Annotated in this window: 13 protein-coding genes; 8 read left to right on the top strand and 5 right to left on the bottom strand. The window is 73.8% G+C overall.

The window, feature by feature from the left end; genetic code table 11:
- Positions 1 to 357 precede the first annotated feature (357 nt).
- Genes FHX44_RS43370 through FHX44_RS21940 form a run of 3 tightly spaced genes read left to right on the top strand, consistent with a single transcriptional unit; the run spans position 358 to position 4,380 of the window.
- Positions 358 to 1,959, top strand: a complete 1,602-nt coding sequence (locus FHX44_RS43370; protein ID WP_147257513.1) for a serine/threonine-protein kinase — start codon at positions 358 to 360, stop codon at positions 1,957 to 1,959.
- A 10-nt stretch (positions 1,960 to 1,969) separates the two neighbouring features.
- Positions 1,970 to 2,758, top strand: coding sequence for a purine-nucleoside phosphorylase (locus FHX44_RS21945; protein WP_147257512.1), 789 nt, complete (start codon positions 1,970 to 1,972; stop codon positions 2,756 to 2,758).
- Positions 2,755 to 4,380 (top strand): phospho-sugar mutase, encoded by a 1,626-nt coding sequence (locus tag FHX44_RS21940; protein WP_147257511.1) that lies wholly within the window; start codon positions 2,755 to 2,757, stop codon positions 4,378 to 4,380. Before FHX44_RS21945 ends, FHX44_RS21940 begins: the two co-directional genes overlap by 4 nt.
- Here FHX44_RS21940 and FHX44_RS21935 read toward each other — a convergent pair.
- Positions 4,355 to 5,059: a GDSL-type esterase/lipase family protein gene (locus FHX44_RS21935; RefSeq protein WP_170308986.1), complete on the bottom strand. Its 705-nt coding sequence runs from the start codon at positions 5,057 to 5,059 to the stop codon at positions 4,355 to 4,357. The two genes, FHX44_RS21940 and FHX44_RS21935, sit on opposite strands and share 26 nt — an antisense overlap.
- Positions 5,060 to 5,164: 105 nt before the next feature.
- Here FHX44_RS21935 and FHX44_RS21930 point away from each other — a divergent pair, with 105 nt between their 5' ends.
- The gene (locus FHX44_RS21930) at positions 5,165 to 5,620 is read left to right on the top strand and encodes a flavodoxin family protein (RefSeq protein ID WP_147261363.1); all 456 of its coding nucleotides are present in this window, start codon (positions 5,165 to 5,167) and stop codon (positions 5,618 to 5,620) included.
- 3 nt (positions 5,621 to 5,623) lie between these two features.
- Here the strand turns inward: FHX44_RS21930 and upp are convergent, their stop codons facing one another.
- Positions 5,624 to 6,247: a uracil phosphoribosyltransferase gene (gene upp / locus FHX44_RS21925; protein WP_147257509.1), complete on the bottom strand. Its 624-nt coding sequence runs from the start codon at positions 6,245 to 6,247 to the stop codon at positions 5,624 to 5,626.
- A gap of 10 nt (positions 6,248 to 6,257) precedes the next feature.
- On the bottom strand, positions 6,258 to 6,845 hold the full coding sequence (locus FHX44_RS21920; protein WP_147257508.1) for a hypothetical protein: 588 nt from the start codon (positions 6,843 to 6,845) through the stop codon (positions 6,258 to 6,260).
- Positions 6,846 to 7,018: 173 nt separating this feature from the next.
- Between FHX44_RS21920 and FHX44_RS21915 the strand changes: the two genes are divergently transcribed.
- Positions 7,019 to 7,717, top strand: coding sequence for a response regulator transcription factor (locus FHX44_RS21915; RefSeq protein ID WP_246170513.1), 699 nt, complete (start codon positions 7,019 to 7,021; stop codon positions 7,715 to 7,717).
- Complete coding sequence (locus FHX44_RS21910) at positions 7,710 to 8,825, top strand: sensor histidine kinase (RefSeq protein ID WP_212612590.1); 1,116 nt, start codon at positions 7,710 to 7,712, stop codon at positions 8,823 to 8,825. The genes FHX44_RS21915 and FHX44_RS21910 overlap by 8 nt, the downstream gene beginning before the upstream one ends.
- Here the strand turns inward: FHX44_RS21910 and FHX44_RS21905 are convergent.
- A complete protein-coding gene (locus tag FHX44_RS21905) occupies positions 8,789 to 9,241 on the bottom strand; it encodes a winged helix-turn-helix transcriptional regulator (protein WP_147257506.1) in 453 nt (150 codons plus the stop codon). The two genes, FHX44_RS21910 and FHX44_RS21905, sit on opposite strands and share 37 nt — an antisense overlap.
- Positions 9,242 to 9,342: 101 nt before the next feature.
- Between FHX44_RS21905 and FHX44_RS21900 the strand changes: the two genes are divergently transcribed.
- Complete coding sequence (locus FHX44_RS21900; protein ID WP_147261361.1) at positions 9,343 to 10,719, top strand: MFS transporter; 1,377 nt, start codon at positions 9,343 to 9,345, stop codon at positions 10,717 to 10,719.
- A 123-nt stretch (positions 10,720 to 10,842) separates the two neighbouring features.
- On the opposite strand, the gene FHX44_RS21895 is transcribed toward FHX44_RS21900, so the two are convergent.
- A complete protein-coding gene (locus FHX44_RS21895) occupies positions 10,843 to 12,426 on the bottom strand; it encodes a metallophosphoesterase family protein (RefSeq protein ID WP_147257505.1) in 1,584 nt (527 codons plus the stop codon).
- Positions 12,427 to 12,772: 346 nt separating this feature from the next.
- Between FHX44_RS21895 and FHX44_RS21890 the strand changes: the two genes are divergently transcribed.
- Positions 12,773 to 13,009: a hypothetical protein gene (locus FHX44_RS21890; RefSeq protein ID WP_075940218.1), complete on the top strand. Its 237-nt coding sequence runs from the start codon at positions 12,773 to 12,775 to the stop codon at positions 13,007 to 13,009.
- Positions 13,010 to 13,013: the final 4 nt, after the last annotated feature.

Below are 13,013 nucleotides of genomic sequence, written 5' to 3'. Positions count from 1 at the left end.
AGGCTGCTCTCACGTGCATCTCCCAATCGTGCTCACCCGGACGGCGGTAGACCAACCAGAACTGGGCCTGATTCCGGTTTCGGCGCCGAGGTGTTGCCGATCTGAGGCGGGCGGGCACGTAGCTGCTGACGAGCGGTCGCCACACCGCGCGCCGAACGGGGACTCGCGCCGTTCGTCGCATGTGTTACGCGCGCGACGGCCCCCCGCCCGAGGGACGGGGCCGCGCCTGCAGAGCCCGTACATGAATGGTCGTTACCCGCTGGAGGCCCTGGAACGCGTGGTGGCACCGACACCACCTGGAGAGGTGATCCGGGGGTCGGAAGCGCAGCGTGAGCCCGGACTGGCCAGAATGGGTGGGTGGGACAGGGTGGCTCGGACTCCGAGCAGGTGCGGCGGATCGGTGGCCGCTACACGCTGTCCGGGCTGCTCGGCGCGGGTGCGATGGGCACGGTGTGGGCGGGCTTCGACGAGGTGCTGCAGCGCCGGGTCGCGGTCAAGGAGCTGAAGGTCCCTCCCGGTGTGCCCCAGCACGAGGCGGCCGAGGCGCGGGAACGGATCATGCGCGAGGCGCGCGCACTGGGCGGCCTGTCCCACCCCAACATCATCACCGTCTTCGACGTGGTCGACGTCGACGGCGAGCCCATGGTCGTCATGGAGCTCGTGCCGTCGCGCAACCTCGCCACGATGATCAGCGAGCACGGCACCCTCACGATGTCGCAGGTCGCGGTCGTCGGGTTCGCGACGGCGGGCGGATTGCGCGCCGCGCACCGCAGCGGGATCACCCACCGCGACGTGAAGCCGGGCAACGTCCTGATCGCCGACGACGGCCGCGTCAAGCTCACCGACTTCGGCATCGCCCGCAACGTGGCCGACGCGCCGATGACGAGCGCGGGCCTCGTGCTGGGCTCGCCCGCGTACATCGCGCCCGAGGTGGCGATGGGCAAGGCGGTCACACCCGCGGCCGACCTCTGGGGCCTGGGCGCCACGTTGTTCGCCGCCGTCGAGGGCCGCCCGCCCTACGACGTGGGCGGTGACCCGGTCGCCACGATCACCGAGGTCGTGGACGGCGACGTGCCGCGTCCCCGCGGGTCCGGCCCGGTCGTGGACGTGATCGCGGCGCTGATGCGCAAGGAGCCCGAGGCGCGGATGTCGCTCGAGGAGGTGCGCCAGCGCCTGCGGCCGCTCATCGAGGACCCGGACGACCCGGTCTACCCGGGCTCACCGGACGCCCCGACGATCGGCGCCGGCATCCACGTGCCTGCCCCGGCCGCGCGCACCGAGATGTCCGGCTCCCGTCCGGCGCCCCTGCCGCCCAGCCCGACGGGTACGCGGGCCCCGGTCGGCGCGGCACCGCTCGCGCCGTCCCCCGGCCCGCTCCCCGGGATGACCTCGCCCCCGGTGCGCGCGCTGGCGCCGGCTCCGCGCGCCACGGTGACCGGTGTGGCGGCACTCGGGTACGTCCTCGCGGGCGCAGCCGTCGTGCTGGCCGGGATCCTGGGCGGCTGGAGCGTCACCCGCGTGCTGGGCGGCCAGTCCCCGGGCACCACGGTGAACGTGACGTCCGCGAGCACCGAGCTCGCGCAGCACACCGACCAGCTCGGCTTCACGATCCCGGTGCCGCGGAACTGGGCCGCCTACCCGCACGAACCCGTCGACGGTGAGCCGTCGATCAGCTTCGTCAGCCCGGACGGCAGCGAGGAGCTCACGGTGCAGCGGGCCGCGTCCGCCGAGGCGGCCCAGTCGGTACCCGGCATCGTGTTGGTTGGCCCGACACCGACCTCGGACGGAGCCGTCGTGCTGATGTACACCGACGCCGAGCGCACCTCGTGGCGGCACGTCGAGCCGGCGGGCAAGGGGGCGTGGACGGTCACCCTGACCGTTCCCCGGTCCGCCGCCGGGGACACGTCCGCCGACCTCTTCGAACTGCTCGTGGACGGGTTCGCACCGACCACCGCTTAGGCTGCCGACCATGAGCGTCGACGACCCCGCCGCCGCCGCGGCGGCCATCGCGAAGGCCACCGGTGTGGACAGCCACGACGTCGCGGTGGTGCTGGGCTCCGGGTGGCGCCCGGCCGCCGACGTCATCGGCGAGCCGGACCACGAGCTCGCGATGGCCGACCTGCCGGGCTTCCGGCCGCCCGGGGTGGAAGGGCACTCCGGCACCGTGCGGTCCGTGCCCGTGGGAGATCGCCGGGTGCTCGTGCTGCTCGGCCGCACCCACCTCTACGAGGGCCACGGCGTCGAGCCGGTGGTGCACGGCGTGCGCACCGCCGCGGCGGCGGGCTGCCGCACGCTGGTGCTCACCAATGCCGCGGGTGGGATCCGCGAGGGCATGCACGTGGGCGAGCCGGTGCTCATCTCCGACCACCTCAACCTGACCAGCCTGTCGCCGCTGTCCGGGCCGCGGTTCACCGACCTGACGGATCTGTACTCGCCGCGGCTGCGCGCGATCGCCCGCGAGATCGACCCGGAGCTCACCGAGGGCGTTTACGTGGGCCTGCCGGGACCGCACTTCGAGACCCCCGCGGAGATCCGCGTGTTCCGCCTGCTGGGCGCCGACCTGGTGGGCATGTCGACCGTGCTGGAGGCGATCGCGGCGCGCGCCGAGGGCGTGGAGGTGTTCGGGCTCTCGCTGGTCACGAACCTCGCCGCCGGGATCACGGGCGAGCCGCTCGACCACCACGAGGTGCTGGCCGCGGGTGCCGCGGCGGCCGGGCGGATGGGCGCGCTGCTGCGCGACCTGATCGAGCGGGCATGACGCTGCGTCCGGATCTGCGCGACGCGGCGATGCGCTGGATCGCCGACGACCCCGACCCGGACACCCGCACCGAGCTGCAGCAGGTGCTGGCCGGGGCGATGGTCGGCACGGCAGGCGCGGTCGAGGAGCTCGCCGATCGCATGTCCGGGATGCTCCGCTTCGGAACCGCGGGGCTGCGCGGCCCGGTACGGGCCGGACCCGCCGGGATGAACGTCGCCGTGGTGCGGCGGGCGACGGCGGGGCTCGCGTCCTGGCTACTTGCAGGCCGGAGCGAAGCGGAGGCAATCGAACACAGCACGGTCGTGGTCGGGCGGGACGCGCGGCACGGGTCGGCGGCGTTCGCGACCGCCGCGGCCCAGGTGCTCGCAGGCGCCGGGTTCGCGGTGCGGGTGCTGCCCGGCCCGCTGCCCACGCCCGTGCTCGCGTTCGCGGTCCGGGAGCTGGGCGCCGTGGCCGGCGTGCAGATCACGGCCTCGCACAACCCACCTGCCGACAACGGCTACAAGGTCTACCTGGCCGACGGCGCGCAGCTCGCCCCGCCGTCGGACGCCGAGATCGAGGCCGCCATCGCCGCGGCGCCCGCCGCCGTCGCGATCCCGACGGCCACCACGGCCACCGAGGTGGACGTCACCGACGCCTACCTGGAACGCGTCGCGCGGCTGCCCCGCGGGACGGAGCGGGACCTGCGCGTGGCGCTCACCCCGATGCACGGCGTCGGCGGTGCCACCGCCGTGCACGCGCTGCACCGGGCCGGCTTCACGAACGTGCACGTCGTCGGGTCGCAGGCCGCGCCCGATCCCGACTTCCCCACGGTCACCTTCCCGAACCCGGAGGAGCCGGGGGCCACGGACGCGCTGCTCGCGCTGGCCGCCGACGTGAACGCCGACCTGGCGATCGCACTCGACCCGGATGCCGACCGCTGCGCCCTCGCCGTGCCGACGGCGAGCGGCTGGCGGCAGCTCACCGGCGACGAGACGGGGGTGCTGCTCGGCGACCACCTCCTGCGGTCCGGCGGTTTCGCGGACCCGCTCGTGGCGACCACGGTCGTGTCGTCGTCGATGCTGCGCCTGATCGCGGCGGGGTACGGCGCGCGCTACGCCGAGACGCTCACCGGGTTCAAGTGGATCGTCCGCGGCGGGCCGGGGCTCGTCTACGGGTACGAGGAGGCGCTGGGGTACTGCGTCGACCCGGACACCGTGCGCGACAAGGACGGCATCGCCGCGGCCGTGCTGGCCTGCGATCTCGCGTCCACGCTGAAGGCGGCGGGGCAGGGCTTGCCCGACCGGCTCGACGAGCTGGCCGTCGCGCACGGGGTGCACCTCACGGAAGGGGTGTCGCTGCGGATGGAGCCCGCCGCGCGCGACGCGGCCGCGGCCCGGCTCCGCGCAGCCCCGCCGGAGGGCTGGACGGGCGAGCTGCCTGCGCCGGACGTGCTGGTGCTGCGGCGCGGCGGCGAGCGCCTCGTGATCCGCCCGTCGGGCACGGAACCCAAGCTCAAGGCGTACCTGGAGGTCGTGGAACCGGTGCCGGACGCCGCCGCGCTCGCCGCGGCGCGGACGACGGCGCAGGCGCGCCTCGACGCGCTGCGGGCCGAGGTCACGACGCTGCTCGGAGCCCCGTGACGTCCAGGATCTGCCGCTCCCACATCGCGGCGATCAGCCGGTAACCCGCCGCGTTCGGGTGCAGGCCGTCGGCCACCTCCTCTGCGTCCAGCAGGTCGGAGGTGTCGGCGTAGCGCATCGAGTGGCCGCGTTCCTGGAAGCCCGCGACGACCACCCCGCTCAGGCGGTTGAACTCCGCGCGGTCCCGCAGGTCGCGGCTGAGCGGCGCCCACACGCCCGCCACGATCACGTGCGCGTCGGTCACCGCCACGATCTGGGAGAGGACTCCCTCGAGGTGACGGGCGGTCTCCTCCGCCGAGCTGCCTTTCAGGAGGTCGTTGGTGCCTGCGTGCAGCAGCACGACGTCCGGGTCGGCGCGGCGCACCCACCCGGCGACCTGAGGCCTCATGTCCTCGAGCGTGAGCCCGCCGTAACCCTCGTGGTCGAGGTCGGCCACCGTGGCGGGCCCGTCGCGCTGCGACCCGACCATGTCGACCGTCACGCCGTCGCGCGCGAGCAGCCCCTGCAACGGCCCTCGATAACCCGCTGTCTCCTGGCTGCCCTTCCCCACGGTGCTCGACGCGCCCAGCGGCATGACCCGCAGAACGACGGGCGCAGGCACCGGCGCAGCGGCGGCGCTGCGCTGCACCGGAACGGCACCTGCGCTGACGCCCGCCAGGACCGTCAGCAGGACCACCATGACGAGCACCCCACGACCGAACCACGATCCGACCCCGGCCATCCCGCCCCTTCGTCCCTCGGCAAGGTCAATCTAGCCGTTGCCGGGGGTGGGAGCATGCTGTTCGTGGCCCGGTTGTTGATCGTCCATCACACGCCGTCGCCCGCCACGGCCGAACTCCTCGACGCGGTCGTGCGCGGGGCGTCCGACCCGGACATCACCGGCGTCGAGGTCGTCCGCCGGGCCGCGCTCGCCGCGACGGCCCCCGACCTGCTCGCCGCCGACGCGGTCGTGCTCGGCACCCCGGCCAACATCGGCTACATGTCCGGCGCCCTCAAGCACTTCTTCGACACCGTGTACTACGTGTGCGGCGACGACACGCGCGGCCTGCCGTACGGCTGCTACGTGCACGGCAACCTCGGTGTGGAGGGCGCGGTGCGGGCCATCGGGTCGATCGCCGAGGGCATGGGCTGGACGCGCGCGGCGGAACCCGTGGAGGTCATGGGCGCGCCGGACAAGGCGGCGCTGGAGGCGTGCTACGAGCTGGGCGCGGTCCTCGCCGCCACCGTCATGGCCGACTGATCCTCAGACCGCCCCGAACTGGCGGTCGCCCGCGTCACCGAGGCCGGGGACGATGAACGCGGAGTCGTTGAGGCGTTCGTCGATGCTGGCGGTGATCACCCGTACGGGCAGGCCGCTGTCGCGCAGGTGGCCGATCCCCTCCGGCGCGGCGAGCACGCAGATGGCGGTGACGTCCGTGGCGCCGCGCTCGGTGAGCAGCCGGATGGTGTGGGCCATCGAGCCGCCGGTGGCGAGCATCGGGTCGAGCACGAACACCGGTCGACGCTCGAGCGAGGCGGGCAGCGACTCCATGTACGGCACCGGGCGGTGGGTCTCCTCGTCGCGGGCGAGGCCGACGAAGCCCATCTGCGCCTCCGGCATGAGGCCGAGCGCCGCGTCCGCCATCCCGAGCCCGGCCCGGAGCACGGGAACCAGCAGCGGCGGGTTCGCGAGCCGGTAGCCCACGGTGCGCGCAACCGGCGTGTGCAGCGGGGCCGTGGCCAGCGGCGCGTCGCGGGTGGCCTCGTAGATGAGCATCAGGGTGAGGTCGGCGAGCGCCGCGCGGAAGGCGGCGTTGTCCGTGCGCGCGTCGCGCAGCTCCGACAGCCGGGCCTTGGCCAGTGGGTGGTCGACGACCTGCACGTCCATGGGCAAGAGGCTAATGCCCGTGGCCCGGAGCGGGTGCGGTCCGCGCCGCCGAGCGGTACAGGCCGACGGCGAGCCGGCCGAGGCCGATCGCGGCGAGCACGAGCCCTGGGCCCAGCGTCGCATCGGGCAGGATGCCGCGCAGCCCGACCGCCACCGCCCCCGTCGCGTACAGCCCGACCGCCACGGGCGGGAGCCCGCCGCGCGCGAGCGCCGCGGCGAAGAGCAACGCACCGGTCAGGAACACGGCCTGGGTACCGGTGAAGACGGCGCCGGCGAGCCCGTCGAGCAGGTCGGCGACGGTCGCCGGCGGCACGTACGGGAGGACGAGGTTCACGATGTACTCGCAGCCGACCAGTCCGGCCAGGCCGAACGAGTTGAGCGCGTACCCGACGAGCCCGAGAGATCCGGTCCGCGCCCGGATGCTCGCGTACAGACCGGTCAGCAGCCACAGCCCGAACAGCTGGGCCAGCGGCGCCGCGGCACGGGCGAGGTCGGTGCTCGGCACCAGACCGCCACGGCGAGCGACGTTGAAGCACAGGGCGAACGCGCACAGCACGCCGGCGGCCGCGGCCAGCCGGTGCAGGGTGGGAACGGGCACTTCGATCTCCTATCCGGATGCGCTCGGAGCGCGCGAGGACGATCAGAGCGCGAGTCGCGCAGGAATCGCCCGTCCCGGGCGGCCGGGCCAGACATCGACAAGAGTTCTTGCGCTTCGGTGGCGTACCGGCCGATGACGCGGGCGCGTCGCCCGCTCGGCCTAGGCTCGGCCGCGTGACCAGCGGGAGTGGCTCGCGCGTGCTCGTCGTCGAGGACGACGCCACGCTCGCCGAGGTGGTGGGCATCTACCTGGGCCGCGCCGGGCTCACCGTCGAGCACGTCGCCGACGGCGAGCAGGCGCTCGTGGCATGCGCGCTGCGGCGGCCCGACCTGGTGGTGCTCGACCTGATGCTGCCCGGCGTCGACGGTCGCGAGGTCTGCCGCAGGCTGCGGGCCACCTGGCCGATCCCGGTGATCATCCTGACCGCCCTCGGGAGCGTCGCCGACCGCGTGTTGGGCCTCGAGCTGGGCGCCGACGACTACGTGACCAAGCCGTTCAGTCCCCGCGAGCTGGTGCTGCGCGCGCAGGCGGTGCTGCGCCGCACCGGAGCGGGCAGCGTGCCTGCCCCGCTGGTCGACGGGGACCTCGACCTCGACGTCGTCGCGCGCAGGGCCCGCCGCGGCGGCCGCGACCTGCCGATGACCACGCGCGAGTTCGACCTGCTCGCGTTCCTGCTGCGCCATCCGGGCCAGGCGTTCACGCGTGACGAGCTGCTGCGACGGGTGTGGGGCTGGACGGTCGGCGGGCACGCGACCGTCACCTCCCACGTCCGGCACCTGCGGGAGAAGGTCGAGGAACAACCGTCCCGGCCGGAGCGGCTCGTCACGGTGTGGGGCGTCGGCTATCGCTGGGAACCGGCCCGCCGTGCGTGACGTACTGGTGTCGGCGGCGATCGCCGCGGGCTACAGCCTGCTGGTCGGCGGCATCGGCGCGCTCACCGTGCCGCTGCTCCGCCGCCGCTCGATCGGCTCGGCGCTCGCCATGGCGGTGCTGACGAGCCAGCTGGCCGTCGTCGTGGCGGTCGCGGGCACCGCCGCCGGGATGTTCGTCGTGGGCTACGACGTCGCGGTGGTCGCGGTGGCGTGCGCCGTCGCGACCCTCATCGGGCTGGCGGTCACCGGAATGCTGGCCCGCCAGGTCGCGGGCGGCGCCGAGGAGCTGCGCTCGGCCGTGCGCGACCTCGCCCGCCACGGTTCGTTCACCGCGCCGCCGGACCCGGCTCCCGAGCTGGCCGCGCTGTCGGCCGAGCTGGCCCACGCCCTCGACGAGCTGGACGCCGTGCGGCGTGCGCGCCGCGAGCTGGTGGCGGGCCTTTCGCACGACCTGCGCTCGCCGCTCGCCGGGATCCGCGCCATGGCGGAGGCGCTGGAGGACGGCGTCGCGCCCGATCCGGCCCGCTATCACGAGACGATCCGCCGCGACGCCGATCGGCTGACGGCGATGGTGGACGACCTCGTCGAGCTGGCTCTGCACGACAGGGCTCTGGCACCTCGGACGGACCTCGTACCGGTCTCGCTGACGACGCTGGCCGCGGACGCCGTCAGCGCGGCCGAGGCCGTCGCCGCAGAGGCGGGGGTGCGGGTGCACGCATCAGGGCCCGCCGTGACGGTCGCCTGCGATCCCGACGCGCTGCGCCGGGCCGCCGGGAACCTCCTGCAGAACGCCATCCGGCACACCCCCGGCGGCGGCACTGTCGCGGTGACCGTCGGCTCCGACGGGCCGGACGCCCTGCTCAGCGTCACCGACGGCTGCGGGGGGATCCCCGCGGAGCACCTGAGCCGGGTGTTCGACACCGGCTGGCGCGCGAGCCGGGCCCGCACCCCGGACGGCGGGGCCGGCCTCGGCCTCGCCGTCGTGCGAGCCGTCACGCGTGCCCACGGTGGCTCCGTCGGCGTCCGGAACGTACCGGGCGGCTGCCGCTTCGAGATCCGGCTGCCCCGCGCTCAGGGGGAGACGGGCTCCGAGGCCCGCGTGTCGTAGGCGCTGCGGGCGGCGGCGATCTCGCGCTGGTGGCTGTCGGTCCAGGTCACGAGGGCCTGCACCGTCTCGTGCAGCGAGACCCCCAGCGGCGTGAGCTCGTAGTCGACGCGGGGCGGCACGACCGGGTGGACGGTGCGGAGCACCAGCCCGTCGCGCTCGAGCTGGCGCAGCGTGACGGTGAGCATCCGCTGGCTCACGCCGTCGATCTGGCGGCGCAGCTCGGTGAAGCGCATCCGCCGCCGGTCGAGCAGCGCGATGACCAGCAGGGACCACTTGTCGGCTATCCGGTCGAGGATCTGGCGGACCTCGCAGTCCTCGCGGGTGTCCCACTGGTAGGCGTCGTCCCACTCGCAGCACGAGTCGGCGGTCACGGTGCCGTGGGAGTGCGTCGGTGACTTCGAAGTGCCTTCTTCCACAGTCGTCGATGGTGACGCACGATGCGGTCGGTTACAAGAAGGAACCGAAAAAGGGAGAAGACGCCGTGTCCGCACCATCCGCCCCGCCGCGCGCCGAACGCATGACCGCGCGCGCGTGGGGCCTGCTGCTCGTCCTGTCCGGGGCGATCTTCCTCGAGGGCATCGACGTCTCGATGATGGGCGTCGCACTGCCGTCCATCCGCGCGGAGCTGGGCATGTCGACCAGCTCGCTGCAGTGGGTCGTCAGCGCGTACGTCCTCGGCTACGGCGGGTTCGTCCTGCTCGGCGGGCGCGCCGCCGACCTGCTGGGCCGACGCAGGATGTTCATCGGCTGGCTGGTCGTGTTCGTGGCGTTCTCCGGGCTCGGCGGGCTCGCCGAGGAGGGCTGGGTGCTGATCGTCGCCCGGTTCGTCACCGGCGTCGCCGCCGCGTTCCTCGCCCCGGCGGGGCTGTCGATCATCACGACGATGTTCGCCGAGGGGCCGGTCCGCAACCGCGCGGTGCTCGTCTACGCGGGGGCTGCCGCCGGAGGCTTCTCGCTCGGCATGGTGACCGGCGGTCTGCTCACCGCCGTGCACTGGCGCTGGGTGTTCTTCGCACCGGTGGTGGTGGCGGCGGCGATCCTCGTGGCGGCGATCGTCCTGATCCCCCGGGAGGAACGGCGCGAGCGCAGGACGGGCGGTTTCGACATCCCCGGCACGCTGACGCTCACCGGCGCGATGCTGCTCCTGGTGATCACGGTGGTGCACGCGCCCGAGGTCGCCATCGGCACCACTCTCGCGACGCTGGCCGGCGCAGCCGTGCTGCTCGCGGCGTTCGTCCGGATCGAGCGGCGCTCGGCCTCCCCGCTCGTCCGGCTCGGGATCCTGCGGTCGGTCCCGCTGCTGCGGGCCAACGCGGGGGCGGTGCTGCTGCTCGCCTCGTTCATGGCGTTCCAGTTCGTCGCGGTGCTCTACCTGCAGGAGCTGCGGGGTTGGTCCACGGTGGAGACCGGGCTCGCGCTCGCGGTGCTCGGCATCGACGCCGTGCTCGCCCCGACGCTGACCCCCGTGCTCGTCGCCCGCTTCGGCAACTCGCGGATCGTGGTCGCGGGGATGGTGTTCGCCGCGCTGGGATACCTGCTGTTCCTGCCGGTCGGGCCGGAGTGGGGCTTCCTCACGATGTTGCCTGCGTTCCTGGCGCTCGGCCTCGCGTTCACACTCGCGTACGGGACGCTGACGATCGCGGCGACCGACGGCGTCGCCGACGAGGAACAGGGGCTCGCGAGCGGGCTCCTGACGACGTCGTTCCAGTTCGGGGCCGCGGTGGGACTCGCCGTCGCCACCGCGGTGATCGTGGCGGCCACCACGGGCGATACGCCGCAGGCCGTGCTCGAGGGCTACCGGGCGGGTCTCGTGGTGCCTCTCGTCGCGGCGGCGCTCGGCACGGTGCTCGTGGCGACGGGCCTGCGCCGCCGCAGCCCGGTACCCCAGGCGTGATCCGACGAGCGGCGCTCTCGTGTCACTGACGGCTGCGCGCGTGCTTCGCGGCGCGCGCAGCCGTCAGACATGCATGGCGTCAGTACCTATCCGACGAACGGGCCGCTCGTCGGAATGGGTGCCTCACGGGACCGCGCGGCCGGGGGTCTCGCTGTGCCACTCCCACCGGCCGTCCGCGGCGCGGACCGCCCGCACGCGGTCCTCGAGCACGGGGTCGAGCTCGTGCTCGCGGCAGCCGGTGGCAGCCCAGCAGGAGATGACGATCTCGTGGCCGGAGACGTCCAGCCGCAGGAAGCTCTTGAACTGCGGCACGGCGTTCGAGTCGAACAGCAGCGACATCAGGTTGTGCGCGGGCGCGGATCCGCGCGCGGGCAGCGGGTGGACGCGGTCGGCGGCGCGGCGGGCGCGGGCGCTCACGGCGCCGGGCGACGGGCGCGGCGGCGTGATCCCGATCCGCTCGGCCATGATCGTCGTGGCCTCCTCTGGGGAGATCACCAACCGGCCGAGCCCGAAGCCCAGCAGCTTGTCGTAGCGGCGGCTGAAATGCGCGAGCGAGTCGCCGCGCAGCGGGTAGCAGCGGAAGTCCTCCTCGTGGACGGCCGGGGCGAGCCGGTCGACGTTCGGGATCTGGTGCGTGGCCGACAGGTAGGCGCCGGACCCGCCTGCCACCACGTACTGGATGGTGCGCCCGTCGCGCTGCAGCACCGGGTAGCGCTGGTAGTTGTGGTCGTCGCCGCCGATGCAGGCCACGTAGTTGAACGCCGGGTCCGTGACGATCTCGTTGACGTCACCGCCGCCCTCGACGGGGCTGTCCTGCCGGTGCGCGTACGTGTAGATGGGGCGGCCCGTGAGCAGGATCTTCGGGCGATCACCGGCGGAGATCTCCCGCAGCCACTCCGCCTGGTCGCGGTCGATGTGCCCGTCGATGCCGGTGTCGATCAGCACCAGCCGCACGGGGCCCGCGTCGATCGCGCAGTAGGGCCCGGGCTGGCCGCCCTGCTGCGACTCGGCGTCGCGGTACCAGCGCATGTCGGCGACGTCCTCGACCGTGGCCGACGGCGCCGGGCGCCAGAGCAGCTTGCACAGCAACCGCCGCCACCACGAGCCGGTGAACACCGGCCTCGGGGCGCCCGCGTCCGGCGGGGCGTCGCAGAAGGCCGTCATGAAGCCGGCGAGCCCGTCGTACCAGTCGTGGTTGCCCGGCAGCGCGTAGATCGGGCCCGGGTAGTCGGCGTACGGGCGGTAGAAGCGGTCCGCGTAGGCACGCACCCCGCCCGCGGGATAGACGACGTCGCTGCACAGCACCGCGAAGTCCGTGTCGCCGGCGACCCGGTCCAGCACCGGCACCACGACGTACTGGGAGGCATCTCCCTCGCCGGGGTCGCCGAGCACGGCCACCGACACGCGCTCGCGGTCGGCGAAGCGGGTGATCAACCGGTCGCGGGGTGGGAGGGGCGCGCCCGCGGCGCGGGCGTACTCGTCGAGGCGACGAAGCCACTCACGGCGCTGCTCGTCGGTCGGGTCGCCGAACCTGCGGGCGAGGATGTCGTTGCGCGACTGGATCAGCGGGCCGGGGCGCAGCCATGAGAAACGGCTTTCCCGAGGCGCGAGCCGGGCACCCAGCCCGGGCGTCCGGCATCCCCAGCCCGCGCCCCTGGTGGAGCTGCGAGAGGGTCCGGCGGCTTCGGAGGTGGGGAGCGGGCGCATGCCGCGATCCTGGCAGCGCGGCCACCCACCGGTCACCCTTCGCAACCAGAGTGACACCATGCGACGGCGTCCGGGACGCCGTCCACGGGCTCCGCGAACGCACTCACGGGACGGTCACACGACGAACTGCACCCCGGGGCCACGAGGCCGCCGAGGGATCACCGAGCGTGCCGCGGACGTGACGGAAACGGCCTACTGATCCCGTGGCCCGTGCCCTCGGTGCCTTTTGCAGCACAAAGGGTGATCAAGTCGAACTTTCACCCTGACCCGAACGGGTGGTCTGGCACGAACACTGTCACGCGGAGAGCCCCGCCGACGCTGTACTTAGTGACTAGGAGGTGATCCGGTGCCGGAGAACACGACTTCCGACGAGGCGACGCTGGTCGCAGCGGCGGAGAAGCTCACACAGTGCGACGGATACGTCGTACTCGCCGTCGACCCCCAGACCGGGGAGGTCGACGCACACGGCCCGTTCGACGGGCTGACGGCCACCGTCAAGGCCGACCAGCTGCGCCGCGACTTCGACCGCGGTGGCCTGGAGGACGTGACCGTGGGTGTCGTGCGGCTGCACAGCTCCACCTGACCAG

Source organism: Pseudonocardia hierapolitana, from assembly GCF_007994075.1.
In the GTDB taxonomy this organism is placed as follows: domain Bacteria; phylum Actinomycetota; class Actinomycetes; order Mycobacteriales; family Pseudonocardiaceae; genus Pseudonocardia; species Pseudonocardia hierapolitana.
The sequence above is the reverse complement of the archived record's forward strand: the minus strand, read 5'-3'. Positions and strand labels throughout refer to the sequence as shown.

Excerpts from the sequence above, each read along its gene's own strand:
- upp (WP_147257509.1), bottom strand. The coding sequence starts at position 6,247 with ATGGACGTGCAGGTCGTCGACCACCCACTGGCCAAGGCCCGGCTGTCG.
- FHX44_RS21935 (WP_170308986.1), bottom strand. The coding sequence starts at position 5,059 with ATGGTGGTCCTGCTGACGGTCCTGGCGGGCGTCAGCGCAGGTGCCGTT.
- FHX44_RS21945 (WP_147257512.1), top strand. The coding sequence starts at position 1,970 with ATGAGCGTCGACGACCCCGCCGCCGCCGCGGCGGCCATCGCGAAGGCC.
- FHX44_RS21940 (WP_147257511.1), top strand. The coding sequence starts at position 2,755 with ATGACGCTGCGTCCGGATCTGCGCGACGCGGCGATGCGCTGGATCGCC.
- FHX44_RS21900 (WP_147261361.1), top strand. The coding sequence starts at position 9,343 with ATGACCGCGCGCGCGTGGGGCCTGCTGCTCGTCCTGTCCGGGGCGATC.
- FHX44_RS21895 (WP_147257505.1), bottom strand. The coding sequence starts at position 12,426 with ATGCGCCCGCTCCCCACCTCCGAAGCCGCCGGACCCTCTCGCAGCTCC.